Raw genomic sequence first — 21986 nt, forward strand, 5'->3', positions numbered from 1 at the left:
GAGGATATGAAAAATTGGTTATTACAGTCGCTGAAAAAAACAATAAGAAATTTGACATTCCGATCAAAGATTACGTATTTTCTTGTAATAACGATTTGCATCACTGTATTGATTGTAGTAGCTTGCTCATACACAATTACAAGCCGATCTATAAAAGAGCAGGCGAAGAACATGACAATGCAACAACTGGAACAGAACACACTGAATCTGGAGGACTATCTCAAAAATATTGAGAGTACTCCGGATAATATCATAAATGATAAAAGTCTTCAAGAATACCTTTCAAATCCCGATGCAGACAATTTTGAGTTTACTGCTAAAGTTGACGATGTATATAAATTAATGTCCAACATACTTGGATCAAAAAGAAATATATTATATGTATATGTTTACAAACTTCTCAACGGAAAGGAACTGTATCTGGGGCCCACAAAAGCCGGAAACAATTCGGACTTTTCAACGGGAGTGGGTTATATTTCTAAAAACAATATAACCGGCAGTCCTATAAGAACAAGTTTTAGGAAAGACCCTGTTATAAATAAGGAATATACCCTATCAATTTATCGACCTATATTTGATGTATATAGAATAAGAAAGCCTATAGGTATTTTGGGAATATCCGTTTCAGAGGATGTCGTTGCTAGATTCTATTCACATACAAATACGAATCTTCCTTTGGAAACTTTTATTATGGATTCTAACGGCAAGGTAATATCACACATAAATAAAAGCAGGATATATGCTGATGCTGGGCTTAAAAACATAGTACATAAGCAGGATGGTTCTCAGGAGATAAACGGGAAGTTAGTTGTTTACAAATACGTAAAAGATTGGGACTGGTATGTTGTAGGTACATTGCCTATCAATTATCTCCTTAGAGATAATAATGTTATGCTTTTGGCAATTTTAATAATAGTCATAATAACACTTATAGTTGGTATTTTTATCTCTTACGGATTTAGCAAACATTTGTTTAAACCCTTTGATGAGCTTATATATAGAATGTCTAGGGTGTCAACTGGAGATATGGAAACGAGAATAAGTTTGCCTACTTATGGGCCTGATTTTCAACAGGTTTCACAGGGATTTAATATAATGGTTGAGCATATAGATGAATTAATGAAAAAGATATATGAGGAACAGAGACAACTCAAGGAAATAGAGTTTAAGGCTCTACAGTCCCAGATTAATCCTCATTTTCTTTACAATACGTTAGAGTCAATTCATTGGCAGGCACTATTATGCGGACATCATGAAATCTCTACTATGGTGAAGGCGTTAGCGGGTTTCTATAGGATTAGCCTTAGTAAGGGAGAGGCTATTATTCCTTTGAAAAATGAAGCAGAGCATGTTGAAAATTATATGACCATACAGGAAATACGATATAAGGATAAAATGGAAAGCTATATTGATATTTCTGAGGAATTTTATAATGTGAAGATTCCAAAAATGACTTTGCAGCCATTGGTTGAGAATGCTATATATCATGGATTAAGAGGAAGGGAAGCAAAGGGATTTATAAAAATAACAGCTGAAAGAGACGGGGACGATATTATTGTTAAAACCATTGATAATGGTATCGGAATGACAGCAGAGCAAATAAGTAAGTTGAATCAGACCTTAGAGGATAATGATCCAAGCGTGGGTTATGGTGTCAGGAACGTGCATCAGAGAATAAAATTATTTCTTGGTAGCCCTTATGGGTTGTATTACGAAAGTAATGAGTATGGCGGAGTAACCGTTAACGTCAGACTCCGCAGTGAAATACAAAGAACGGTAGGTGAGGAATTTGTACAAAGTGTTGATTGTAGATGACGAAAGTATAATCCGCAATGGTCTTTACAATATGATACCATGGTCAAATTTAGGAGTAAGCGAAGTTTTGACAGCATCATGTGCAAAGGAAGCACTGAAAATTGTACAGGATACCAAGCCGGATATAATGCTTACGGATATTTGTATGCCTGAAATGGATGGGCTGGAAATGACAAAAATTATGCTTGAAAAATTGCCTGACTTGAAAGTAATTGTCCTAACAGGCTATGATGATTTTAAATATGCTCAGAAAAGCTGCTCCCTTGGAGTTAAGGATTTTATACTAAAGCCGGTAGACGAAAGTAGCCTTACTAAATGTATTAAGCTGCAAATAGACCATATTCAGTCCGAAATACAATCTGCAGTTGAAAATAGCATTATGAGCCGTAAAAGGATGATTGAAAACCAGAGAGAGTTTGAAAAATCACTTATAAAGCTTACTGAAAAAGCTGTGGACCACGCCGATGCCATTGAAGTACCGGAAGGTATAAAATTTGCAGACAACTGTGAATATCAGGTTGCTGTACTGACGCCTGAAATAGCTGAGAACAGTATATGGAATCAACATAGAAATTTGCTTATGATGTCAGTAAAAAGTTTTTTTATTGATATGGTGGATGCACAAAATTCAGGCTGGACTTTTCAGAATTCTGCTGGGGATATAGTTGTTATATTTTATGTAGATAAAAAATCTGAAAATGCCGAAGAGCAGATATCAAAACTGCAGGAAATTATAAATGTGGAATTTGATGTAGAAATGAGGATTGGAATAGGCCCTGTTGTTCCCAATATGTCCCGTATAAAATATTCTTATAGAAATGCACGTGAAAAGTGCGGCTGTAAAGAAGTATCTGTGGATACAGGTAAGAATAAGCTTGAAAATGATTATGTAACCAAAAAAGATAAACTTTTATTTTTGAAAGAAAAGATACTTGCTAGCTTTCATGATACTGAAGCAGCAAAGGAATATCTAAAAAAATACATAAATGAAGTCAAAACTTCGGGAGTAACAAAGTCCGTAGCAGAACAGAAGTTTTACGATTTGGCTTCGGCCTTTTACTGGGAATATCTTAAAACAACTGGAAATCCGGCAGACGGCAGGTTGGAAACATTGATTACAACTCTTCAAACCAACGATTTGGAAAATTGCTGTGTATTTACTGAAATGTTTATTGTAAAACTAATGTATACTAATAAGAAGCAAATGCATGAGATAATAGAGGCGGCAACTGTATTTATTAACCAAAGACTAACGGAAGATTTGACAGTTTTTACCTTGGCAGAACAGTTTCATGTAGCAAGAAATTATTTTTCAAGACTTTTCAAAAAGGAAATGGGAGAGGGCTGCAACGAATATATTACTCGTAAGCGTATTGAAAAAGCAAAACACTTACTGACTGTTTCCAGACTTAAAACCTATGAAGTAGCGCAACAGGTAGGCTATCATGACACAAATTATTTTTCTCTGGCATTTAAAAAGAATACAGGAATGTCCCCTACAGAGTTTAGGGACAGGCAGAACAACCCTGAGATTTAGTACCTTATACATTACAATACATAACACATAAATGGAGATTGACTATGCAGAAAACAAGATTGGGACGTACAGATTTAATGGTAACTAGGAGTAGTTTTGGTGCACTTCCTATACAGAGAATTTCATTTGATGACGCAAAAAAAATTCTTTTAAAGGCTTATAACAGCGGTATTAATTTTTATGATACTGCTCGTATGTATACAGATAGTGAGGAAAAGCTGGGATATGCTTTTTCTGATATAAGAAAGGACATAATAATTGCAACCAAAAGCGTTGCAACTGACAAGAAGACATTACTTGAGCATTTGGAAACCAGCTTAAGAAATTTGAAAACAGATTATGTTGATATACTTCAGCTTCATAATCCCGATGTCTTGCCTGACCCGGATGATCCTGAAAGTTCATACGCAGGCTTGATGGAAGCTAAGAAGAAGGGAATAGTGAGGTTTGCAGGAATTACAAATCACAGAATAAAAACTGCTGTAGAGGCAGTGGAATCTGGTCTGTATGATACAATGCAGTTTCCCTTAAATTCTCTTTCCTCAGATATGGACCTTGAAATTATTGGGTTGTGCAGAAAAAAGGATGTTGGTTTAATAGCCATGAAAGCCATGTCAGGTGGGTTAATTACAAATGCAGCGTCCACTTTTGCTTTTTTAAGACAGTTTGATAATGTTGTTCCAATTTGGGGCATACAAAGAGAAACTGAACTTGATGAATTTCTTGAATTAGAAAATAACCCTCCTGTTCTGAATGATGAATTATGGGAGGTTATAAAGAGAGACCGCACAGAACTAGCAGGAAATTTCTGCAGGGGCTGCGGTTACTGTATGCCTTGTCCTGCAGAAATTGAGATTCCTACTCAGGCACGTATATCCCTGCTTTTACGAAGAGCACCGTATGAGCAGTATTTGAGTGATGAGTTTAAAGAAAAAATGGAACTTATAAATAAGTGTATTGAATGTGGCAGTTGCAAGAATCACTGTCCATATGGTATTGATACTCCAAATCTTCTTAAAGCACAGCTTCAGGATTATAATGAGTTTTATGCTACACATAAATAAGAATAAACATTACATTCGCAGTAAACATTATTATAAAAAAGGAGATGTAACTATGGCTGTTAACACTCGAATTTTTCACTGTGATGAATACTTTCGACTCTCAAGGGAAGAAAAAAAGGAATTTGAAAGTATTATCAAAAAGGAGTTAGAGGAAAACCCAATAAAACATCTGGATACAGAATGGGGTCGTTTTGAAAATCTTCCTGAAATGACAGAGGAAGAAATTGATAAGTTGGCAGAAGATGTTTTATCTGAAATGACTTTGGAGCAAAAAGTTTACCAGATGTCATGTGACAATGATGCACGATATGCTCCTTTAAATCCTCCAAGATATAATTTTATTCCTTACTACGCTGGTGAAGACTTGGAATTGAACATACCAGCCGTTAAATTTACAGACGGACCTACAGGTATTGTTATGGGCTACAACGCTACGGCTTTTCCAGTATCAATAGCTCGTGGTTCAACCTGGGATACAGAACTTGAGGAGCGTGTGGGAAATGTAATAGGTATAGAAGGTCGTTCTGGAGGAGCAAACTTTTTTGCAGGAGTATGTATAAACCTCCTTCGGCATCCTGCATGGGGACGTGCTCAGGAAACATATGGTGAAGATACTGTTCTTTTAGGCAAAATGGGTGCGGCATTAACAAAGGGCGTTCAAAAGCATATGATGGCATGTATAAAGCACTATGCTGCCAACAGTATGGAAAATGCACGTTTTAAAGTCAACGTTGAAATGGATGAAAGAACTTTACGTGAAATATATCTTCCACATTTCAAAAAATGTGTAGATGCGGGCGCGGCAGCAATTATGAGTTCATATAACCGCGTTAGAGGCGAGTGGTGTGGTCACCATGATTACTTACTGAATCAGATTTTAAATGGAGAATGGGGTTTCAAAGGATTTGTAATGTCCGACTTTATATGGGGCGTTAGAGATACTGTAGACGCAGCAAACGGCGGACAATGCATGGAGATGTATGCAACTCAGTTCTTTGGAAAAAGGCTCGTTGAAGCTGTCAAAGATGGCAAAGTAGATGAAAGTAAAATAGATGCAGCAGTAAAGAGAATATTAAGACAGAAAATCAGATTCTCCTTTGTTGGAGACAAGTCACAATATTCTCCTGAGAAAATGGGCAGCAAGGAACATGCCCAGTTGGCTCGAGAGGTTTCTGAAAAATCAACTGTACTTCTTAAAAACGAAGGTATACTTCCCCTTGATAAAGATAAAATTAAGAAAATTACGGTTGTCGGAAGGCTGGCAGTTGAGCCTAATACAGGGGATTTAAAGGGAAGCAGTGCAGTATTTCCTCCTTATGTCATAACACCGCTTCAGGGTATTATAAATGAGGCAGGAAGCGGAATAGAAATAAAGTATGTAGATGGAAGAATACCACATCAGGCTCAAGAATTATCAAAGGATGCAGATGCCGTTGTAATTGTAGCAGGATTAACCTCTCTTGATGAGGGAGAATTTATTACAAACGGCGGTGATGTGGGAGGCGACAGGAGATACCTGGGTTTGCATGCCGAAGATGAGGATATTATTGAGACTGTATCAAAGGTAAACAAAAATGTAATTGTTGTATTGCAGGGTGGAAGTACTATTATAGTTGAACCATGGAAGAATTTCGCTAAGGCCATTCTTATCCAATGGTATCCCGGTATGGAAGGCGGAACTGCACTGGCAAATATACTTTTCGGAAAAGTAAATCCTTCTGCCAAGCTGCCTGTTACAGTACCTGCAACTCCGCAACAATTGCCTTACTACGATATTGACGTAACTTCTATTGTATATGACTATTATCATGGTTATTTTCTTGCAGATAAGAATAAGTACCCTGTTTCATATCCCTTTGGATTTGGACTTAGTTATACAACTTATAGCTACGACAATCCAAAAGTATCAAAGAACGGTGACACAATTTCTGTTTCAGTTGATGTATTTAATACTGGAAAAATGTCCGGAGATGAAGTTGTGCAATTATATATAGGTTACAAAGACTCAAAGGTTGAACGTCACATAAAAGACCTCAAAGGTTTTACCAAAATACATCTGGAGCCTGGAGAGAAAAAGACTGCGGTAATTGATATAAATAAAGAGGACCTTGCATACTATTGTCCTGAATCAAAGCAGTGGGTGGTTGAGGATATAGGGTATGTTGCATTAATAGGTGCATCTTCTGCTTGCAAGGATTTACTTAAAGTTGATTTTGATTTGAAATAAAATGAAAAAGATATATTTTTTTGAAACACAAATAGGGCCAATAGGCATTGCAGAGGAAGGGAGCAGAATAACCAACGTATTTTTTGAAACAGATTTTAATGTGGATACTGTTTCAGAGAGAGAGAAGATTCTGCAGCAATCAGGGTATTATGTTAAAGAAACAGCACTTTTGATAGAAGCGGGTAAGCAGCTAGGTGAATATCTGAAAGGTAAAAGGATAGCCTTTGAATTGCCGCTGGCTCCTATAGGAACAGATTTTATGAAAACTGTTTGGAATTGTCTAAATAAAATACCATATGGGGAGACAAGAAGCTATAAACAGATAGCAGAAGCCGTAGGAAACCCAAAGGCATGCCGAGCAGTAGGAATGGCTAACAATAAAAACCCAATCCCAATATTTATACCATGTCATCGTGTAGTTGGAGCAAAGGGAGCTTTGACAGGATATAGAGGCGGCTTAGAAATAAAGCAAAAGCTTCTTGAAATAGAAAAATTAAAAATTTGAATTTAATCACATAAACTAGGTAAACCTATTTAATAATTAATATTAAATATTAAAAGAGGGGATACTTATTATGGGAAGATTCGAAGGTGCTGAAAAAGTTGGGATTAGGGATAAGGAGACCAGAAAGCTTCTTGCTGTATATCCCTATAAAATTGACGGTACAGATGAAGAAATTGAGAAAACCGTTAAAGACTGGTATTACAAGCAAAGCTGCATATCAGAAGAATTTCTTTTAAGGTCCTATGTTGATGAGCTTACAGAACATGAATTAAAATCACATAAAAATGATGATACAAAAAAAGTATATTAAAGTATATTAACGAAAAGGGTAAATCCATTATAAGAGTGGATTTACCCTTTTTGTTTTACTTGTGCTTAGACAAAATGAGAACTCATACGTAATATATAATATTAATTTTGATATAAATCCCTATAAATTATATGAAGGTCAAGGTACTAAACATGGAAAAAATAATCAAAGTAAGTAATCTGGTAAAAAACTACGGAGCTGTTGAAGCAGTAAAGAATATATCTTTTGAGGTTGAAAAAGGAAGTTTGTTTGCTTTTTTAGGTACGAATGGAGCAGGTAAATCCACTACAATAGATATATTATCTACACTAATAACAAAGAATTCCGGCAGTGTTGTTATTAATGGGTGGGAACTGGGAAAAGATGATAAAAAAATCCGAGAGGATATTGGGATTGTATTCCAAAATAGCGTTTTAGATAATCTACTTACAGTAAGAGAGAATCTGTCTATAAGGGGTTCATTTTACGGACTGAGAGGCTCTGCATTAAAGAAGTTGCAGGTAGACTCCGTAAATCAGCAAACAAATGGAGTGCTTAATGGGGACAAGCTGTCATATCTTATAAATAGCTGGATTTTAGGAGGATTGTTGTCAATTACTACATTGACAAGTACATTAGGGGCATTAGGAGCAATGGTAAATGATCGGTATAACAGAATTATCATGGATTTTAAAAGTTCTCCCATTTCAGCGATGATATATCCTATTTCATGTGTAATAACGTCTTTTATAGTGGGAACTATCATAAGTGTTATATCTTTTGTGGTTTATGGAGGGTACATTTATTTTAGTACAGGATATTTCTTCAGTATTGGAATGATTTTAAAATGTCTTGGACTGATTTGCCTGTCTGCTATGATGAGTGCTGCATTAATGGGTTTTATGGTGTCATTCTTTTCAACAATCAGTGCTTATTCATCCGCTAGTCTTATAGTAGGAACAACAATAGGATTTTTAAATGGGCTTTATGTACCTATGGGAGCATTGCCCGAAACTATTCAAAGTGTAATAAAATGTTTGCCTTTTGGACATGTCGCTTCACTCTTCAGACGTGTACTTATGCAAGAGTCACTTGATTTGTGTTTTAAAAATGCTCCTATATCGGTACGTGATAGTTACACCCGTGATTTTGGGGTGATTCTGGACTGGAATGGAAGCGAAATCAGTTCATACACTTCAATAGCATTTACTTTAGGAGTATTACTGATTTCATTATTACTGTTTTTTATAAATTTCAGACGCAAAAAACAAGAAATATAGTCTTGGGATTGGAAATCAAGTACAGTGAGAGAGCAGAGTTTATTGAAGTTGCGGTGGTTGTTGCAAAACAGAAAGTTTTGATTTAATACCTGTACTTCCGTATAAATTGTATCAATGATTGCTTTCGTTGATGCAATTTATACTTACGTAGGGCTAGAAAAGATAAAAATTAAGTTATGCGACCTTTCCAAAAAACATTAATAAATGTATTTTATTCAGCTGCTAGCTGTTTTGAATTTCATCTTTAAGAAGAATTTTTACAATGTCTATAATCTCCTTATCAATTACATGATAGCAGATTTCAAGCCCTTTTCGCTCTCCATCGATTATACCTGCCGACTTGAGCTTCGCAAGATGCTGTGATACCGTAGACTGGGGGAGGCCAAGACATTCCTGTATCTTGGTTACGTTACAACCCCCTTCTAATAATCCTTTTACAATGCACAGTCGTTGAGGATGAGCCAGTGCCTTTATTTTATCAGCTTTCTTTTCATAAATTTTTAAATCTATCAAAATCGTAATCTCCTTTTTAAACATTCTCTTAGCACGAATTTACTTATATACCATTTATAGCCTCTTAACTGCAGCTATGCTCATATATCATTACATTGAGATAATACGATATAAGTTTATCTTCTGTCAATAAATTATAAGAATATAAAAGTATATTACAGGTAAAATAACTATATATAATTTTAAAAATAGGTATAAGGAGCGCATTTTATGAGCAGCAATAAAAAAAATAAGAAAAGCAATAAGCAGAATGAAGACGGTGCTTTCCACTCAAAAAATATAAAACATGATCCTCAAGCGGAAAGTGCCAGAGCAAAATTCGGTAAGGATACTCCTGCATCGGAGTAATGATTATTAGATAGTATGAGATTTTAAAAAGATGCTGTTGCAAAACAGAAATACTTACTGCTTTAACACTAGTACTTCCGTATAAAATTATATCAATGATTGCTTCCAAGATATTTGCATGAGTTTCTAGCGGCTCAATATAAGATATTTTACCGTCGCGCACATTCATCGTCCATGATTCATTGTGTCGCTAAAACCTACATCCTGTAGGTTTTCCGGTAAAATATCTATCTTTCGCCGACAAACATCTGCAAATATCTTTAACCAAGCTTCCATTGATACAATTTATACTCACGTACAGGTTAAAAGGTAAGAAGTAGTTTTGTAACAGCTTCTTTTAATCTGTCAATATTTAAAAGAATCCCATAAATCCTGCTATTAATACTACAACTGCGAAAATCATTCTGTATATTGCAAAGGATTTGAGAGGCTTTCTTTTCAGATATGAAATAAACTGACTTATTACAGCTACTGCGACTATAAATGCTACTACAAACCCAACTGCAAGGGAGATTAGTTCGGCAGCCGGAAGTGAAGTAAGGCCTCCGATTTTAATTATTTCCAAAAGGCTATAGCCAAACATTACCGGAATGGCAAGGAAGAATGAAAACTCTGCTCCTATGACAGTAGAAAGACCTGCAACCCATCCACCTATAATTGTAGAGGCTGAACGGGACATACCCGGAATTATTGCAAGACACTGGAAAGCACCGATTATTAAGGCTTGCTTTGGAGTTACACTCAGCTTTTGCTTACCGAGATTGTTTTTTCTGAATTTCTTTTCAGCATATATCATCCACAAACCGCCAAGTATAAGTACAATAGCAACTGTTACAGGGGTCATAAGATATTTTTCAACAGGCTTATCCAGTAGAAGTTTTACAGCTGCCCCAGGGAGACAGGCTATAAAAATCATAAACCAGAATTTGAAACCGGATTTTTCATACCCAACCTTTTGAGGAAAGAAATTAATAAGAGTATCTTTTATCTTTCTCCAATATAGCAGAACAACTGCCAATATGGCACCTAACTGAATTACGTATGTATACATTTCAACATAGTTCGGACTGGCACTTTTAAATCCCATTATATTTTCAAAAATAATCAAATGCCCTGTTGAAGAAATAGGGAGAAACTCAGTAACGCCTTCAACAATTCCCAGAACTATTGATTTAAGCACAAATAATAAAGTATCCATTTCCTACCACCTTTTTTAGATTAATTTTAGTTATGTATTTCCAGCTTACAACCTTTTGTATATAGGTTACTTAAATACTCAAAGTTAGTCAAGAAAACTTTGATACCGGGCAATAACACTAATTTTACGATTTTAGACACCCCATTGTCTGAAATGTTTTCAAAGAGAACGAAATAGGAAATATCAAAATTTAGCTTATTTATGGCATAATGGGTATAAATTATTATGGACAGGGTGGTGTGCGGACTGTAAAATATTTTTATATATTTATTTTATTTAACGGGAGTGTATACTGTGAGGCTTAGAAGAAAACCATGGGCAAGACCTGAACTGGCAGCATGTGATTTTTATGTTAAGGATCCGCCCAGTTATAAAGGAAAATGGAGAGAGTTTTTTGGTAATAACAATCCGATACATCTGGAACTGGGGTGCGGCAAGGGAGGCTTTATATCTAAACTTGCTGCTGATAATCAAAACATAAACTATATAGCTGTAGATATAAAAAGTGAAGTTCTAGGACTTGCAAAACGAAAGATTGAGAAGGAATATAATGAAAGAGGCATTGAAATAAAGAATATCAGGCTTATGTCTCAGAATATTGAGTTGATTGACAATATGTTGTCACCTGAAGATTCTATTGACAAGATATATATTAACTTCTGCAATCCGTGGCCTAAGACTCCGTACAAGAAAAAAAGACTGACACACGGTAAACAGCTTATAAAATATAAGAAATTTATGGCGTCAGGTGCGGAAATATGGTTTAAGACTGATGATGATGGTCTTTTTAAAGATTCAGTAAAATATTTTGAAGAAAATGGGTTTATAATAAAATATAAAACATTTAATTTACATGAAAGCGGCTTTGAGGAAAATATTCTAACTGAGCATGAGATTATGTTCTCCGAAGAAGGAATTCCAATTAAATTTTTGATTGCAGAATATAGAATAGAACTACCAGAAGCTGCTTGCAATGGTACAAAAGCAAAAGAGGATAATTAACTATGTCATTTTATCAAAAGATTTCTAAATATTACGATTACATTTTTCCAACGGGAAAAGAGCAGATTGATTTCCTTAGGGAAATTGCGGGTGAACCACCAAAATCCATACTAGATATAGCCTGTGGTACAGGGGGATATTCTCTTGAACTGGAAAGACAGGGCTACAATGTAACAGCTGTGGATTTAGACAAAGAAATGATAAATCGCCTTGAAATTAAAGCAAAAGAAAATAATCAATCAGTAAGGTTTATGCAGGGAAATATGCTTGAACTGGGGAATAAGATTTCTGATAGCTTTGATTTGGTTTTTTGTATTGGAAACTCCATAGTACATCTTGAAAACTTGGAGCAGATAAGGGATTTTATAAAGACTACAAAACAGCTGACGGGTAAAGATGGCAACCTTGTGCTGCAGATAATAAACTTTGACAGAATAATACTGAGGGATATAAAGAGTCTGCCTACTATTGAAAACAAAGAAATGGGACTTACTTTTGAGAGAAATTACAGATACGACAAGAACTGCAACAGGATATATTTTAATACTTGTCTTAGTGTTGACGGAGAAGTATATAAAAATGAAATACCTCTTTATCCCCTTAGGGAGGACGAACTAGTAGAAGCGGTTTCGGAGTCAGGGTTCAAAAGAGTAAAACTTTTTTCAGATTTTAACGGAAATGAGTTTGACAAATACAACTCATTTATGTTAGTACTTTGGGCAAGATAGCATGTCTTTAGAACAGTAATGTAATTAGATGGGGAAGGGATTGTAATTTATGAGTAGAATAGGCCAAGACATAAATAAGGTGAGGCTAAAAAAAGGAATGACTCCAAAGCAGCTTGCAAAAGCACTGGGAGTTTCAGAAAGATATATACTGGATATTGAATCCGGCAAAAAAATAGTTAGTGATGACATGATTGGGAGAATATCGAAGGCACTTGACTTTGAACTTGGGCCTATAGGGCTTTTTGCTTCAGATGATAAGTTTGCACCGGATATTAGAAAGGATGAAAATGTACGTTCCGTTAAAAAAGTGGCACCGGTTGCTTCTGACGGGCCTGTACAGCAGGTATGGGATGATGCTTTCGGAAATATTTTAAAAACTGTACCGGTTTATGGCTACAAGATGGACAGGATTATTGACAAAAAACTGCTTCCTATCGAAAAAAACAAGGTGGAGGGTTACGCAAAAGAAAAGGTTTTCTATTTGATTATAGAAGACACTGATATGGCCGGTTTCAGAATATTTAAAGGGGACAGGGCCTTTGGAGTTCTTGAAAATCAGATAGACAAGGACGGCTTTTTTCTTATTGAATACAATGGTGAAAGAGTTGTAAGGCAGGTAAAAAAACTTCAGGGGGACAAGCTTCTTCTGGTATACAATAGAGGAACCCTTATAACAGAAACTGTAAGTACCAAGGAAATCAAGGTAATTGCTAGACTGGTAAAGCTGGAAGTAATTCTTTAAGAAAAGTTTTAGTAAGTAGAATACAGAAATTTATAATATAAAAAAACAGGAGATTACATAATGATGGCAAATGGAGCATACTATACACAAGCATATCCGGATTTATTTTCTGAAATAGGTATTTCCAGTGAATTAATCAAAAAAAAGATAGATGAAACTTTCAATACCATGTTTTTTGACCCGGAGGAGAAGATTTATTTTGAAATGGGTAACGACATGGGATATATATTGGATACAGGTAATAACGATGCACGAACCGAGGGAATGAGCTACGGTATGATGATGGCTGTTCAGATGGACCGAAAGGACATATTTGACAGGCTGTGGCTTTTTTCAAAAACATATATGCAGCATACCAAAGGTAAATATCAGGGCTATTTTGCATGGTCAGTGGCACCTGACGGTACAAAGAATTATGATGGCCCCGCACCCGACGGTGAAGAGTATTTTGCAATGGCGCTTTTCTTTGCCAGCAGCAGATGGGGAGACGGGATTCCGCCTTTTAACTACAGTACTCAGGCAAAAGAAATTTTAAGACACTGCTTGCATCAACCGGAAATTGTTAAAGGCGGAAAAGCCATGTGGGACAAATCAAACTACTATATAAAATTTGTTCCCGAAGCAGCTTATTCAGACCCGTCATACCATTTACCTCATTTTTATGAACTGTTTGCACTAAAGGCATATGAAGAGGACAGGCCTTTTTGGAAAAAAGCTGCAGAGGAAAGCAGAAAGTATCTTCATTTGTCATGTAACAAAGATACTGGAATGGCACCTGAATATGCAAATTTTGACGGTACTCCCAAGTTGTTGTTCAGGGATTATGAATTCTATTCAGATGCATACAGAGTAGCTATGAATATAGGATTGGATGCAGCTTGGTTTAACAAGGATGAGTCTCTGGGAGAGATAGTAGATAAATTACAGGCATTTTTCAGTGAAAATACCGAACTGGGCGAATACAAGGCCTATACTATTAAAGGAGAACCCTTTGATGAGCCTGCTATGCACCCGGTTGCAATAATTGCAACCAATGCAGCTGGTTCATTGGCAGCAAAAGGAAAATACCGAAAGCAGTGGGTCAAGGATTTCTGGGAACTCCCATTAAGAAAAGGAGAACGCAGGTATTACGATAACTGTCTTTATTTTTTCAGTTTGCTGATGTTGGCGGGTGAATACAGAATATACATGTAGTTTATTAAAAAAAGTGCAGATGGGGTACTTGCAAAACAGAAATGTTTTTGTTTTAACACCTGTACGCCGTATAAATTATATCAATGATTGCTTCCAAGATATTTGCAATAGTTTCTAACGGCTCGTCATAGGATATTTTACCGTCGCTCACATTCATCATCCATGATTCATTGTGTCGCTAAAACCTTCGTCGTGAAGGTTTTCCGGTAAAATATCCTTGCTTCGCCGATAAACTAGTGAAAATATCTTTAACCAAGCTTCCATTGATATAATTTATACTCTATGTACAGGTTTAACAAAATACAATTTTGATTTTGCGATAACCCACTGCACTTTTTTATTTTTACCTTACAGATTTGTAATTTTAAAATTTATGCAATTGTAATTTTTACTCCGTATAATCTTGTGTATGAAAGATAATCATCGCAGCAGATTACTTTTAAAATATTAACTATTAGTTCAAATATACTAAGGATTTATGGAGGTAATAAAATGAAAGAAGTTTTAAGAATTGAAAATTTAACAAAGAAATATGGTAAAGGACAAAATGAGGTAACTGCAGTTGACAATATTAGTTTTTCAGTTGGAAAAGGTGAGTTTGTTGCAATTATAGGGCCAAGCGGCTCCGGTAAAAGTACATTGCTGCATTTAATCGGAGGAGTTGATAAACCCACATCGGGTAAAGTATATATTGACGACGAGGATATTTATGGCCTTAGGGAAAAGGATTTATCCATATTAAGAAGAAGAAAAGTGGGCTTTGTATTTCAAGCATATAACCTTATCCCAGTATTAACAGCAGAAGAGAATATTCTCATGCCTCTGCTTCTGGACAACAGGAAGGAAGATAAGCAATACATTGACGAACTACTAAAAATACTTGATTTAAAAGATAGAAGAAAGCACCTACCATCAGAACTTTCAGGAGGGCAGCAGCAGCGAGTTTCAATAGGTAGGGCACTTGCAAACAAACCATCAATAATTTTAGCTGATGAGCCTACAGGAAACCTTGATACAAAAAACTCCAGAGAAGTTCTGGAATTGTTAAAATACTCCGCAAAAAAATATAATCAGACTCTTATACTCATTTCACATGATATGAATATAGCAAGTATGGCGGACAGGGTTATAAGTATTGTGGACGGTAAAATTTCTTCCGATGAGGTGGTGAGACAATGAAAAACTATTCAGTACTTACCTCACGGTATTTAAAAAAACATAGGGGAAGAACCATACTTACTCTTATAGGGATTATTATAGCCATAGCAATGTTTACGGCTATAGGAACTATTTACTACAGTGCCATTGCCAGTGAAATAAAAAATGCAAAGGCAAACGGTGATTATCAAGTTTACTTCTACGATTTGGGAAAGGAAAATGTCAATACTTTATATTCCAATGCCGAGTTTAAAAATGGTGGAGCAATAAGACAGGAAGGCACATATAAGTTTGAAAATGATAAATTGACAGAATCTTTGAGGACAATTGACATAAAAAGCTATGACGCTGCAGCATTTAAAGATATATTCAATGTTAAGCTAATAGAAGGGCGACTCCCTAAAAATAGTTCTGAAATATTAATAGACAAAAAAATGAATGCTGTTTTAAAGGACAAAAAGATAAGCAATGTATTAAATGGTACTTTGACAGGAAGCGGTAAATCATCAAGTGCCAAAGAGTATACTATTGTTGGGGTATACGACAGTAACTATGTAACCAATACTGCATTAAGCTATCTGGATATCAAGACTTCCTCCGATTCAAAGGATTATATCTTTTATGCAAATATGAAAAGCGAAAAGAATATAGTAGATAATGCACAAAAAATAGCAAAAGCAAATAATGTAAAACTTGATATAAACACACGACTTTTATATCTTATGGGAGAAGGACCGGACAAAGCCAGAAACGATGGCATGGAAGAGATATTTGCTATAATTGCAGGATTTGTTGTTGTCTGCACAGTGGTAGTTATATATAATGCATTTAATATATCAGTAATGGAGAGAATCAAGCATTTCGGTATACTCCGAAGCATTGGAGCAACAAAAACTCAGATAAGAAGGTTGGTATTCAAAGAAGCTGCAATAATGAGTGCAATATCTATACCTATTGGTATTGCTTCAGGCTTTGCTGGAATATTTATCACTTTTAAACTCTTTATAAATGGTTTCCTTGGAGCTTTTGAAATTGGTTTCTATCCACAGGTAATTATTGTTGCTGCCCTTTTAGGAATTTTTACAGTATTTATTTCTGCATTTTTCCCGGCAAGAACAGCGTCAAAGGTTTCTCCAATAGATGCAATAAGGGGTACTGTAGTTGTAAAAGGAGACAAGGCGAAAAGAAGAGGAGGCCGTTGGGCCAGACTGCTTTTCAGTTTTGAAGGTCAGGTTGCATACAAGAATATCAAGAGAAACAGAAAGAGATTTTATATTACTTGTATATCACTTATGATATCCATTGTTATGTTTGTATTTTTCTCTAACTTTATTGATATATTTGTACAGAGCAGTAAAATAGCAACGCAAGCTGTAAAGGTTGAAGGTACTTTTATTAATAACGACAATGTGAATCTTGAAAACCTGACTAAACAGGTTAAGGAATTGAAGGGAATCAAAGAAACATACGAAATTACTAACAAGTATATACCCTATACCCTTGATAAAAATATGCTTTCAGAAAAATTTGCTGATTCTCTAATTAATAATGAAAAGCCAGAAGAATATGGTCAAAACTATTTTATAAACAGTGTTAATATGATATGTTACGATGAAAATTGTCTCAAACTCTTAAACAAAGAAAACAAAACAAATATTGACTATGAAAGCTTTAAAAATAATAACGAGGTAATCATAGTAAACAAGGCAAGAGGCCGTATGAATAATACTACAATATTTGACAGTTTTACCAAATATAAAGTAGGGGACGAAATAAAGTTGCCTGTTTTAAACAGCAACTATTTGAAAACTAAGGATACAGAAGAACTGAAGCGTCTTATAGATAATGGCAAAACCCTTACTTTTAAGGTAGCAGGGGTAGTTGAATATGAGACGGTATTACAAAATATTCCATACAACAGCTTTGGAATAATAATGTCCCATGACAGTTATAAGAGGTTGACAGGAACAAATGAATTAACAATACTGGCATTAAATTTCGATTCACCGGAACATGCTGATAATAACTATGAAAAGCTCAATATGCTTGCTGATGAAAACAATGCTCAGTACATTGACGTATATAAACAGAAAAAAGAATTTGACGATCTAATGAATCAGATGATGATTCTAGTTTACGGATTTATTAGCCTTATAATACTTATATCTACTGTAAATATAATTAATACTGTAACTATCAATCTTCTTGTGAAAAAGAGAGAGTACGCTACTTTTAAGGCTATTGGTATGACAAAGGGACAATTCCAGAAATTGGTTCTTTTAGAAGGAGGCTTATTTGGAATAATTGCATGTATAATTGGGCTGCCTATTGCCTTCCTTCTTACCTATTTTGGAATAATCGTTAACAATCCTGTTGGAGATATTGGGTATCAAGCGGCTTGGTGGCCGTATATATACGGTGGCCTGGGAATGATTGCAATTACTTTGCTGGCCGCATTGTTCCCGTTGAGTAAATTAAACGATATGAACATTGTGGAATCACTTCGTGTTGAGGAGTAAAGTTTTGGAGTCTTAATCAGTATTAATATAGCCTGTCGGATTCCCGGCAGGCTATGTATTTGTGTAATGACACGTTCTACGGGCAATGAAATACCTTGCCGAGTTTCAGAAATAGCTTGTTTAGAGACTATTGGAAGCTTAATGATTCTTATATAATAGATTTAAGTGAAACTCTAGCTTTCATTATATGTACCTCGCAATCAAATAGTTATATTCAATTGCGAGGTAGCTTTTGGAGTTACCTTGTCAAGCATTTATTGATATTTATTGAATTTTCCTTAAGTTGACGACATTGCCCGTTTACGGGTGAGCAAGCATGGTTTACCGCTTATTATCAAATTGTTTATTTAATATCTATTTTTGGAGGGTAAACCATTAATACTAAAAAGTTTCAAGATCGAATTATCAAACAAGGAATACATTAATATGCTAAGTATAAAACCATTATTTCAGGAAAACACAAGACTACTTGAAGTACAGTGCACTTACCTCTTTTGCAATTAATATTTCAGAGGAGGTTTTGGTATAAAAAAACACTCAATGATTTTCTAAAAAAAGAGTTGAAGATAAAAGTGAATGGACAATAAGGAATATGACAAAAAAAGACCTGACACCCACTAAGGAAAGGCGTCAGGCTGAATAATGTAGAATCTTGCAATAGTAATTATGAATAAATGTGTTAATTACTTGGATTAGTACACACTGAATAACATTTTTTAGATAAAAGAATTTTCATTATAAGTATACTACTTTTAAATAAGTATTACGAGTAGGTTCTTTTGCTGTAGTACTATAATTGCTTACAGTTGTTTGAACGGGAGCATTATGATATGGGGCAGTGGAGTAGGTAACCTTTACTGAGAAATCCTGCCAATAAAAATCTGAATAAAACCCTAATTTACTGTATGTAGAAGAATTTGCAGGAAGGGTAATAGCTACTGTATAAGAAGTTGTATATGACCCAGTTAAGCTAAATGAGGATTTAAGAAGACCTTTAATAGTATCAGATATATTCCCAGTGAAACCAATAGTTGCAATATTGGCTTTTGACCAAGTATATGATGATGCATATGCCCAACTTTCTGTTAAGTATCTTACAAATTGTTGACTATGTAACACTTTACTTGACGTATCAGTCATCTCGTACGTATAAGTACCAATAATATCAGACTTAGTGGTAGTGACAGTATGCGCAAAAGCCCCTGTAGTTGTTATTACAATAAGTGAAACAATTAAAATAAAACCAATGAGTTTTTTCATTAAAATTACCTCCAAAGTTTAATAATTTAAATTACTTAAAGCATTATGCATATATAACAATATATGTCAATTATTTACTTGAAAAAAATAGAAGTAATGTAATAATATGCATATAAAAAGATACAGGAGTGTTAAAATGAAAAAATTTAGAACTTTATCAATTTGTGTGGTGACTATCTTTCTTATAGGGCTTTTATTAGTAATTTTGTTTTTTCAAAGAACAAATTTTAAAGGTAATGGTTATCATTTTATACAATTTAATTCTTCCTTCGCGGCCGAACAACATTCTAATTATGTAATAGATTTACCTTATTTTATTAAATCAAGTAACAAGGACATTTTATTAAAGGACAATATTCTTAATATTAGGTTTAAAAATTCTTCCTTAACTGAAGTTGAAAAATTTGATTTAAAGTTCGGAGATAAACTCAGGAATTATGTGACTAAAACGGTATCTTTGACTACTAAATTTATTAAGTCCGGTAAGGAGAATATAAAATATATTGAAGTAACTTTAAAAGATGGTAAAAAAATTAATTTTTATATTGGAAATTGGTATTTTGAGGTGATAGAAAAATCGGATGAAAAGGGCTATCTAGATATAGGTAAATCGGTATCTGTAATGGCTAACTATTTTACTGATTTACCTATGTCTTTACATAATAATAGTAAGTATGACATTAAAATAAGAAATATAAAAACTAATATACCGGATATCAAAGTAGAAACCGGCTCAGTAATATTAAAACCAGGAGAGTATGTTGATAAGGTACTAAAAATAAATAGGTTAAACAATCTTTATGACAAGCAAGTTTTTTGGTTGATAAGGCCTCTTATAACATATACATTGGGTGAAAAAGAATATAATTTTGTACCACCTGCAATCTACTATGGTATATTGGGGCTTAATGATAACAGAATTCAGGAAGAGCTTAATAAAGGTGACTTTTGATTGTTTACACATAAAAATTAGTTAATGTATATGGAATTGGTGATATGATGCGCTTAGAGAAAATCTTTCTAGACGAAATAGAAATAAACAGGATAATAAAGAGAATGACATACGAAATATACGAAAAAAATTATGATACTGAAGATATAGTTTTAATTGGGGTAAATCAAAGAGGCTATATATTAGCTCAACGTATCTCGAACATTGCCCGAAATCATAAAAATAAAAATTTTTCTACTGGGAAAGTGGAAGTATATTTTTGTAATGGTATATTTGATATTCAAAATAGTTTATTAAATCTAAAGATAGAAATAAATAATAAAGTAGTTATACTTATAACTGATGTATTTTTAACAGGTAGAATATCCTCCGCTGCAATTTCATCTATTTTCTTTCATGGATGTCCTAAAGTTATACAATTTGCGACACTTATAAGTGGTGGACATCGTCAATTTCCTTTAGTGCCAAACTTTACGGGGAAAAACATTCCAACTACAGAAAACCAAAAAGTAACTCTAAAGCTTCGAGAAACGGATAATGTTGAATGTGTAATATTAATGTAGTAGGTATAAAATAGACCGCAAATCAACCGTATCACATGTATTCAGATAAATACGGGATAGACATTTTAGTGAACGGTATTTTATATAAATACAGTAGGAAAAATAAAAATAGAATTCCCAAATGTATACTAAACCAACTACAGAATGATATAGGAAGTAATCAAATGAGATTGCTAGAATATATTAACGCGTTTACGGTAGAAGCAGTAAAGAAAGGCAAATAAAAACAGCCCTTTAAGGGGCTGCCTATGAAATAAATGTGGTTGGTGGATAATTCAATATGTCTTTATACATAGCAAGTAACACGCCCGTATAGTGCTAGAGCTGCCAAACATTCTACGTGTTGTTATGACACTAATAGTGTATAATTATACTAATATCCTAATGTATAAAAGGAGGCAACAATCCATGAATATATTACTTGTGGAAGACGATGCACCCCTTGCTATGGGGATTGAATATGCATTGAAAAAGCAGGATTTTGCGGTATCAATAGCAAAGAATATTAAAGATGCTTACCGGTTGTTTAATGAAGACATTCAATTAATTCTGCTGGATGTTACTCTTCCTGACGGAAACGGGTATGATTTTTGCAAGGAAATACGCCAGACCAGCAATGTACCCATAATTTTTATGACAGCCCTTGATGATGAGCCTAATGTAGTATTTGGACTTGATATAGGCGGTGATGACTACATTTCAAAGCCTGTAAGAACCAGCGAATTGATATCCAGGATAAATGCCATTATGAGAAGGCAGAAGCAGGCTGAGAGCGTAGATACAGGCAAAATCATCAGTGGAAATGTAGTGGTTGAACCATTAAAATGTAAGGTTTATGTAAATAAAGAAGAAGTTTTTCTCACTGCTGTTGAATACAAACTATTGCTTGTGCTGCTTGAAAATAAAGGGAATGTATTAAGCAGAAACACTATTATTGAAAAACTATGGGACATTGACAGTAATTTTGTTGACTATAATACTCTCAATGTATATATGAAAAGACTTCGTGAAAAGATTGAAGTTGGAGATGAAAAGCACATAGAGACAGTGAGAGGACTCGGATATGTGTGGAAAGACTGATAGTATACACAT

The 21986-nt window shown here is 34.6% G+C and carries 20 protein-coding genes; 17 read left to right on the forward strand and 3 right to left on the reverse strand.

The features are described from left to right. Positions 1 to 6: 6 nt before the first annotated feature. The 7 genes from K412_RS0112310 to K412_RS20745 all read left to right on the forward strand — a co-directional run bounded on the left by K412_RS0112310 (position 7) and on the right by K412_RS20745 (position 8717). Positions 7 to 1815 carry a sensor histidine kinase gene (locus K412_RS0112310; protein WP_024833391.1) on the forward strand — a complete coding sequence of 603 codons (1809 nt, stop codon included), beginning with the start codon at positions 7 to 9 and terminating at the stop codon, positions 1813 to 1815. Next, entirely contained in the window at positions 1799 to 3352 is a 1554-nt protein-coding gene (locus K412_RS0112315) for a response regulator (RefSeq protein ID WP_242835690.1), read from the forward strand. Before K412_RS0112310 ends, K412_RS0112315 begins: the two co-directional genes overlap by 17 nt. Positions 3353 to 3396: 44 nt before the next feature. Beyond that, a complete protein-coding gene (locus K412_RS0112320; RefSeq protein WP_024833393.1) occupies positions 3397 to 4416 on the forward strand; it encodes an aldo/keto reductase in 1020 nt (339 codons plus the stop codon). 52 nt (positions 4417 to 4468) lie between these two features. Continuing rightward, positions 4469 to 6643 (forward strand): beta-glucosidase family protein, encoded by a 2175-nt coding sequence (locus tag K412_RS0112325; RefSeq protein ID WP_024833394.1) that lies wholly within the window; start codon positions 4469 to 4471, stop codon positions 6641 to 6643. 1 nt (position 6644) lies between these two features. Beyond that, positions 6645 to 7148, forward strand: coding sequence for a methylated-DNA--[protein]-cysteine S-methyltransferase (locus tag K412_RS0112330; protein WP_024833395.1), 504 nt, complete (start codon positions 6645 to 6647; stop codon positions 7146 to 7148). A gap of 70 nt (positions 7149 to 7218) precedes the next feature. Beyond that, on the forward strand, positions 7219 to 7458 hold the full coding sequence (locus K412_RS0112335) for a hypothetical protein (protein ID WP_024833396.1): 240 nt from the start codon (positions 7219 to 7221) through the stop codon (positions 7456 to 7458). Between the two features lie 152 nt (positions 7459 to 7610). Further along, entirely contained in the window at positions 7611 to 8717 is a 1107-nt protein-coding gene (locus K412_RS20745) for an ATP-binding cassette domain-containing protein (RefSeq protein WP_024833397.1), read from the forward strand. Positions 8718 to 8939: 222 nt separating this feature from the next. Here K412_RS20745 and K412_RS0112345 read toward each other — a convergent pair whose 3' ends face one another. Further along, positions 8940 to 9230 carry an ArsR/SmtB family transcription factor gene (locus tag K412_RS0112345; RefSeq protein WP_024833398.1) on the reverse strand — a complete coding sequence of 97 codons (291 nt, stop codon included), beginning with the start codon at positions 9228 to 9230 and terminating at the stop codon, positions 8940 to 8942. Positions 9231 to 9440: 210 nt separating this feature from the next. On the opposite strand from K412_RS0112345, the gene K412_RS22520 reads away from it, so the two are divergent. After that, the gene (locus K412_RS22520; RefSeq protein ID WP_173585593.1) at positions 9441 to 9578 is read left to right on the forward strand and encodes a CPC_1213 family protein; all 138 of its coding nucleotides are present in this window, start codon (positions 9441 to 9443) and stop codon (positions 9576 to 9578) included. A 352-nt stretch (positions 9579 to 9930) separates the two neighbouring features. Here K412_RS22520 and K412_RS0112355 read toward each other — a convergent pair whose 3' ends face one another. Then, positions 9931 to 10776 (reverse strand): undecaprenyl-diphosphate phosphatase, encoded by an 846-nt coding sequence (locus tag K412_RS0112355; protein ID WP_024833399.1) that lies wholly within the window; start codon positions 10774 to 10776, stop codon positions 9931 to 9933. A 294-nt stretch (positions 10777 to 11070) separates the two neighbouring features. Between K412_RS0112355 and trmB the strand changes: the two genes are divergently transcribed. From trmB to K412_RS0112385, 6 genes are all read left to right on the forward strand, one after another. Continuing rightward, the gene (gene trmB, locus K412_RS0112360) at positions 11071 to 11778 is read left to right on the forward strand and encodes a tRNA (guanosine(46)-N7)-methyltransferase TrmB (RefSeq protein WP_024833400.1); all 708 of its coding nucleotides are present in this window, start codon (positions 11071 to 11073) and stop codon (positions 11776 to 11778) included. Positions 11779 to 11780: 2 nt separating this feature from the next. Next, positions 11781 to 12506 carry a class I SAM-dependent methyltransferase gene (locus tag K412_RS0112365; RefSeq protein WP_024833401.1) on the forward strand — a complete coding sequence of 242 codons (726 nt, stop codon included), beginning with the start codon at positions 11781 to 11783 and terminating at the stop codon, positions 12504 to 12506. Between the two features lie 49 nt (positions 12507 to 12555). Continuing rightward, positions 12556 to 13248: a helix-turn-helix domain-containing protein gene (locus K412_RS0112370; RefSeq protein ID WP_024833402.1), complete on the forward strand. Its 693-nt coding sequence runs from the start codon at positions 12556 to 12558 to the stop codon at positions 13246 to 13248. A gap of 63 nt (positions 13249 to 13311) precedes the next feature. Beyond that, the gene (locus K412_RS0112375; protein WP_024833403.1) at positions 13312 to 14442 is read left to right on the forward strand and encodes a family 8 glycosyl hydrolase; all 1131 of its coding nucleotides are present in this window, start codon (positions 13312 to 13314) and stop codon (positions 14440 to 14442) included. A 492-nt stretch (positions 14443 to 14934) separates the two neighbouring features. After that, positions 14935 to 15621 (forward strand): ABC transporter ATP-binding protein, encoded by a 687-nt coding sequence (locus K412_RS0112380; protein ID WP_024833404.1) that lies wholly within the window; start codon positions 14935 to 14937, stop codon positions 15619 to 15621. Beyond that, entirely contained in the window at positions 15618 to 18119 is a 2502-nt protein-coding gene (locus tag K412_RS0112385; protein ID WP_024833405.1) for an FtsX-like permease family protein, read from the forward strand. Before K412_RS0112380 ends, K412_RS0112385 begins: the two co-directional genes overlap by 4 nt. A 735-nt stretch (positions 18120 to 18854) precedes the next feature. On the opposite strand, the gene K412_RS0112390 is transcribed toward K412_RS0112385, so the two are convergent. After that, a complete protein-coding gene (locus K412_RS0112390) occupies positions 18855 to 19379 on the reverse strand; it encodes a hypothetical protein (protein WP_024833406.1) in 525 nt (174 codons plus the stop codon). A 136-nt stretch (positions 19380 to 19515) separates the two neighbouring features. Here K412_RS0112390 and K412_RS0112395 point away from each other — a divergent pair, with 136 nt between their 5' ends. The 3 genes from K412_RS0112395 to K412_RS0112405 all read left to right on the forward strand — a co-directional run bounded on the left by K412_RS0112395 (position 19516) and on the right by K412_RS0112405 (position 21974). Continuing rightward, on the forward strand, positions 19516 to 20331 hold the full coding sequence (locus K412_RS0112395; protein WP_024833407.1) for a hypothetical protein: 816 nt from the start codon (positions 19516 to 19518) through the stop codon (positions 20329 to 20331). 47 nt (positions 20332 to 20378) lie between these two features. After that, positions 20379 to 20894, forward strand: a complete 516-nt coding sequence (locus tag K412_RS0112400) for a phosphoribosyltransferase family protein (RefSeq protein ID WP_024833408.1) — start codon at positions 20379 to 20381, stop codon at positions 20892 to 20894. Between the two features lie 408 nt (positions 20895 to 21302). After that, positions 21303 to 21974: a response regulator transcription factor gene (locus K412_RS0112405; RefSeq protein ID WP_024833409.1), complete on the forward strand. Its 672-nt coding sequence runs from the start codon at positions 21303 to 21305 to the stop codon at positions 21972 to 21974. The last annotated feature ends 12 nt before the right edge of the window (positions 21975 to 21986 follow it).

Source organism: Ruminiclostridium josui JCM 17888 (genome assembly GCF_000526495.1).
Lineage (GTDB): Bacteria > Bacillota > Clostridia > Acetivibrionales > DSM-1351 > Ruminiclostridium > Ruminiclostridium josui.

Bases quoted from the DNA above. Each gene is read 5' to 3' on its own strand.
- K412_RS0112310 (WP_024833391.1), top strand. From the start codon at position 7: ATGAAAAATTGGTTATTACAGTCGCTGAAAAAAACAATAAGAAATTTG.
- K412_RS0112320 (WP_024833393.1), top strand. From the start codon at position 3,397: ATGCAGAAAACAAGATTGGGACGTACAGATTTAATGGTAACTAGGAGT.
- K412_RS0112325 (WP_024833394.1), top strand. From the start codon at position 4,469: ATGGCTGTTAACACTCGAATTTTTCACTGTGATGAATACTTTCGACTC.
- K412_RS0112330 (WP_024833395.1), top strand. From the start codon at position 6,645: ATGAAAAAGATATATTTTTTTGAAACACAAATAGGGCCAATAGGCATT.
- K412_RS0112335 (WP_024833396.1), top strand. From the start codon at position 7,219: ATGGGAAGATTCGAAGGTGCTGAAAAAGTTGGGATTAGGGATAAGGAG.
- K412_RS20745 (WP_024833397.1), top strand. From the start codon at position 7,611: ATGGAAAAAATAATCAAAGTAAGTAATCTGGTAAAAAACTACGGAGCT.
- K412_RS22520 (WP_173585593.1), top strand. From the start codon at position 9,441: ATGAGCAGCAATAAAAAAAATAAGAAAAGCAATAAGCAGAATGAAGAC.
- K412_RS0112355 (WP_024833399.1), bottom strand. From the start codon at position 10,776: ATGGATACTTTATTATTTGTGCTTAAATCAATAGTTCTGGGAATTGTT.
- K412_RS0112365 (WP_024833401.1), top strand. From the start codon at position 11,781: ATGTCATTTTATCAAAAGATTTCTAAATATTACGATTACATTTTTCCA.
- K412_RS0112370 (WP_024833402.1), top strand. From the start codon at position 12,556: ATGAGTAGAATAGGCCAAGACATAAATAAGGTGAGGCTAAAAAAAGGA.
- K412_RS0112375 (WP_024833403.1), top strand. From the start codon at position 13,312: ATGGCAAATGGAGCATACTATACACAAGCATATCCGGATTTATTTTCT.
- K412_RS0112380 (WP_024833404.1), top strand. From the start codon at position 14,935: ATGAAAGAAGTTTTAAGAATTGAAAATTTAACAAAGAAATATGGTAAA.
- K412_RS0112385 (WP_024833405.1), top strand. From the start codon at position 15,618: ATGAAAAACTATTCAGTACTTACCTCACGGTATTTAAAAAAACATAGG.
- K412_RS0112390 (WP_024833406.1), bottom strand. From the start codon at position 19,379: ATGAAAAAACTCATTGGTTTTATTTTAATTGTTTCACTTATTGTAATA.
- K412_RS0112395 (WP_024833407.1), top strand. From the start codon at position 19,516: ATGAAAAAATTTAGAACTTTATCAATTTGTGTGGTGACTATCTTTCTT.
- K412_RS0112400 (WP_024833408.1), top strand. From the start codon at position 20,379: ATGCGCTTAGAGAAAATCTTTCTAGACGAAATAGAAATAAACAGGATA.
- K412_RS0112405 (WP_024833409.1), top strand. From the start codon at position 21,303: ATGAATATATTACTTGTGGAAGACGATGCACCCCTTGCTATGGGGATT.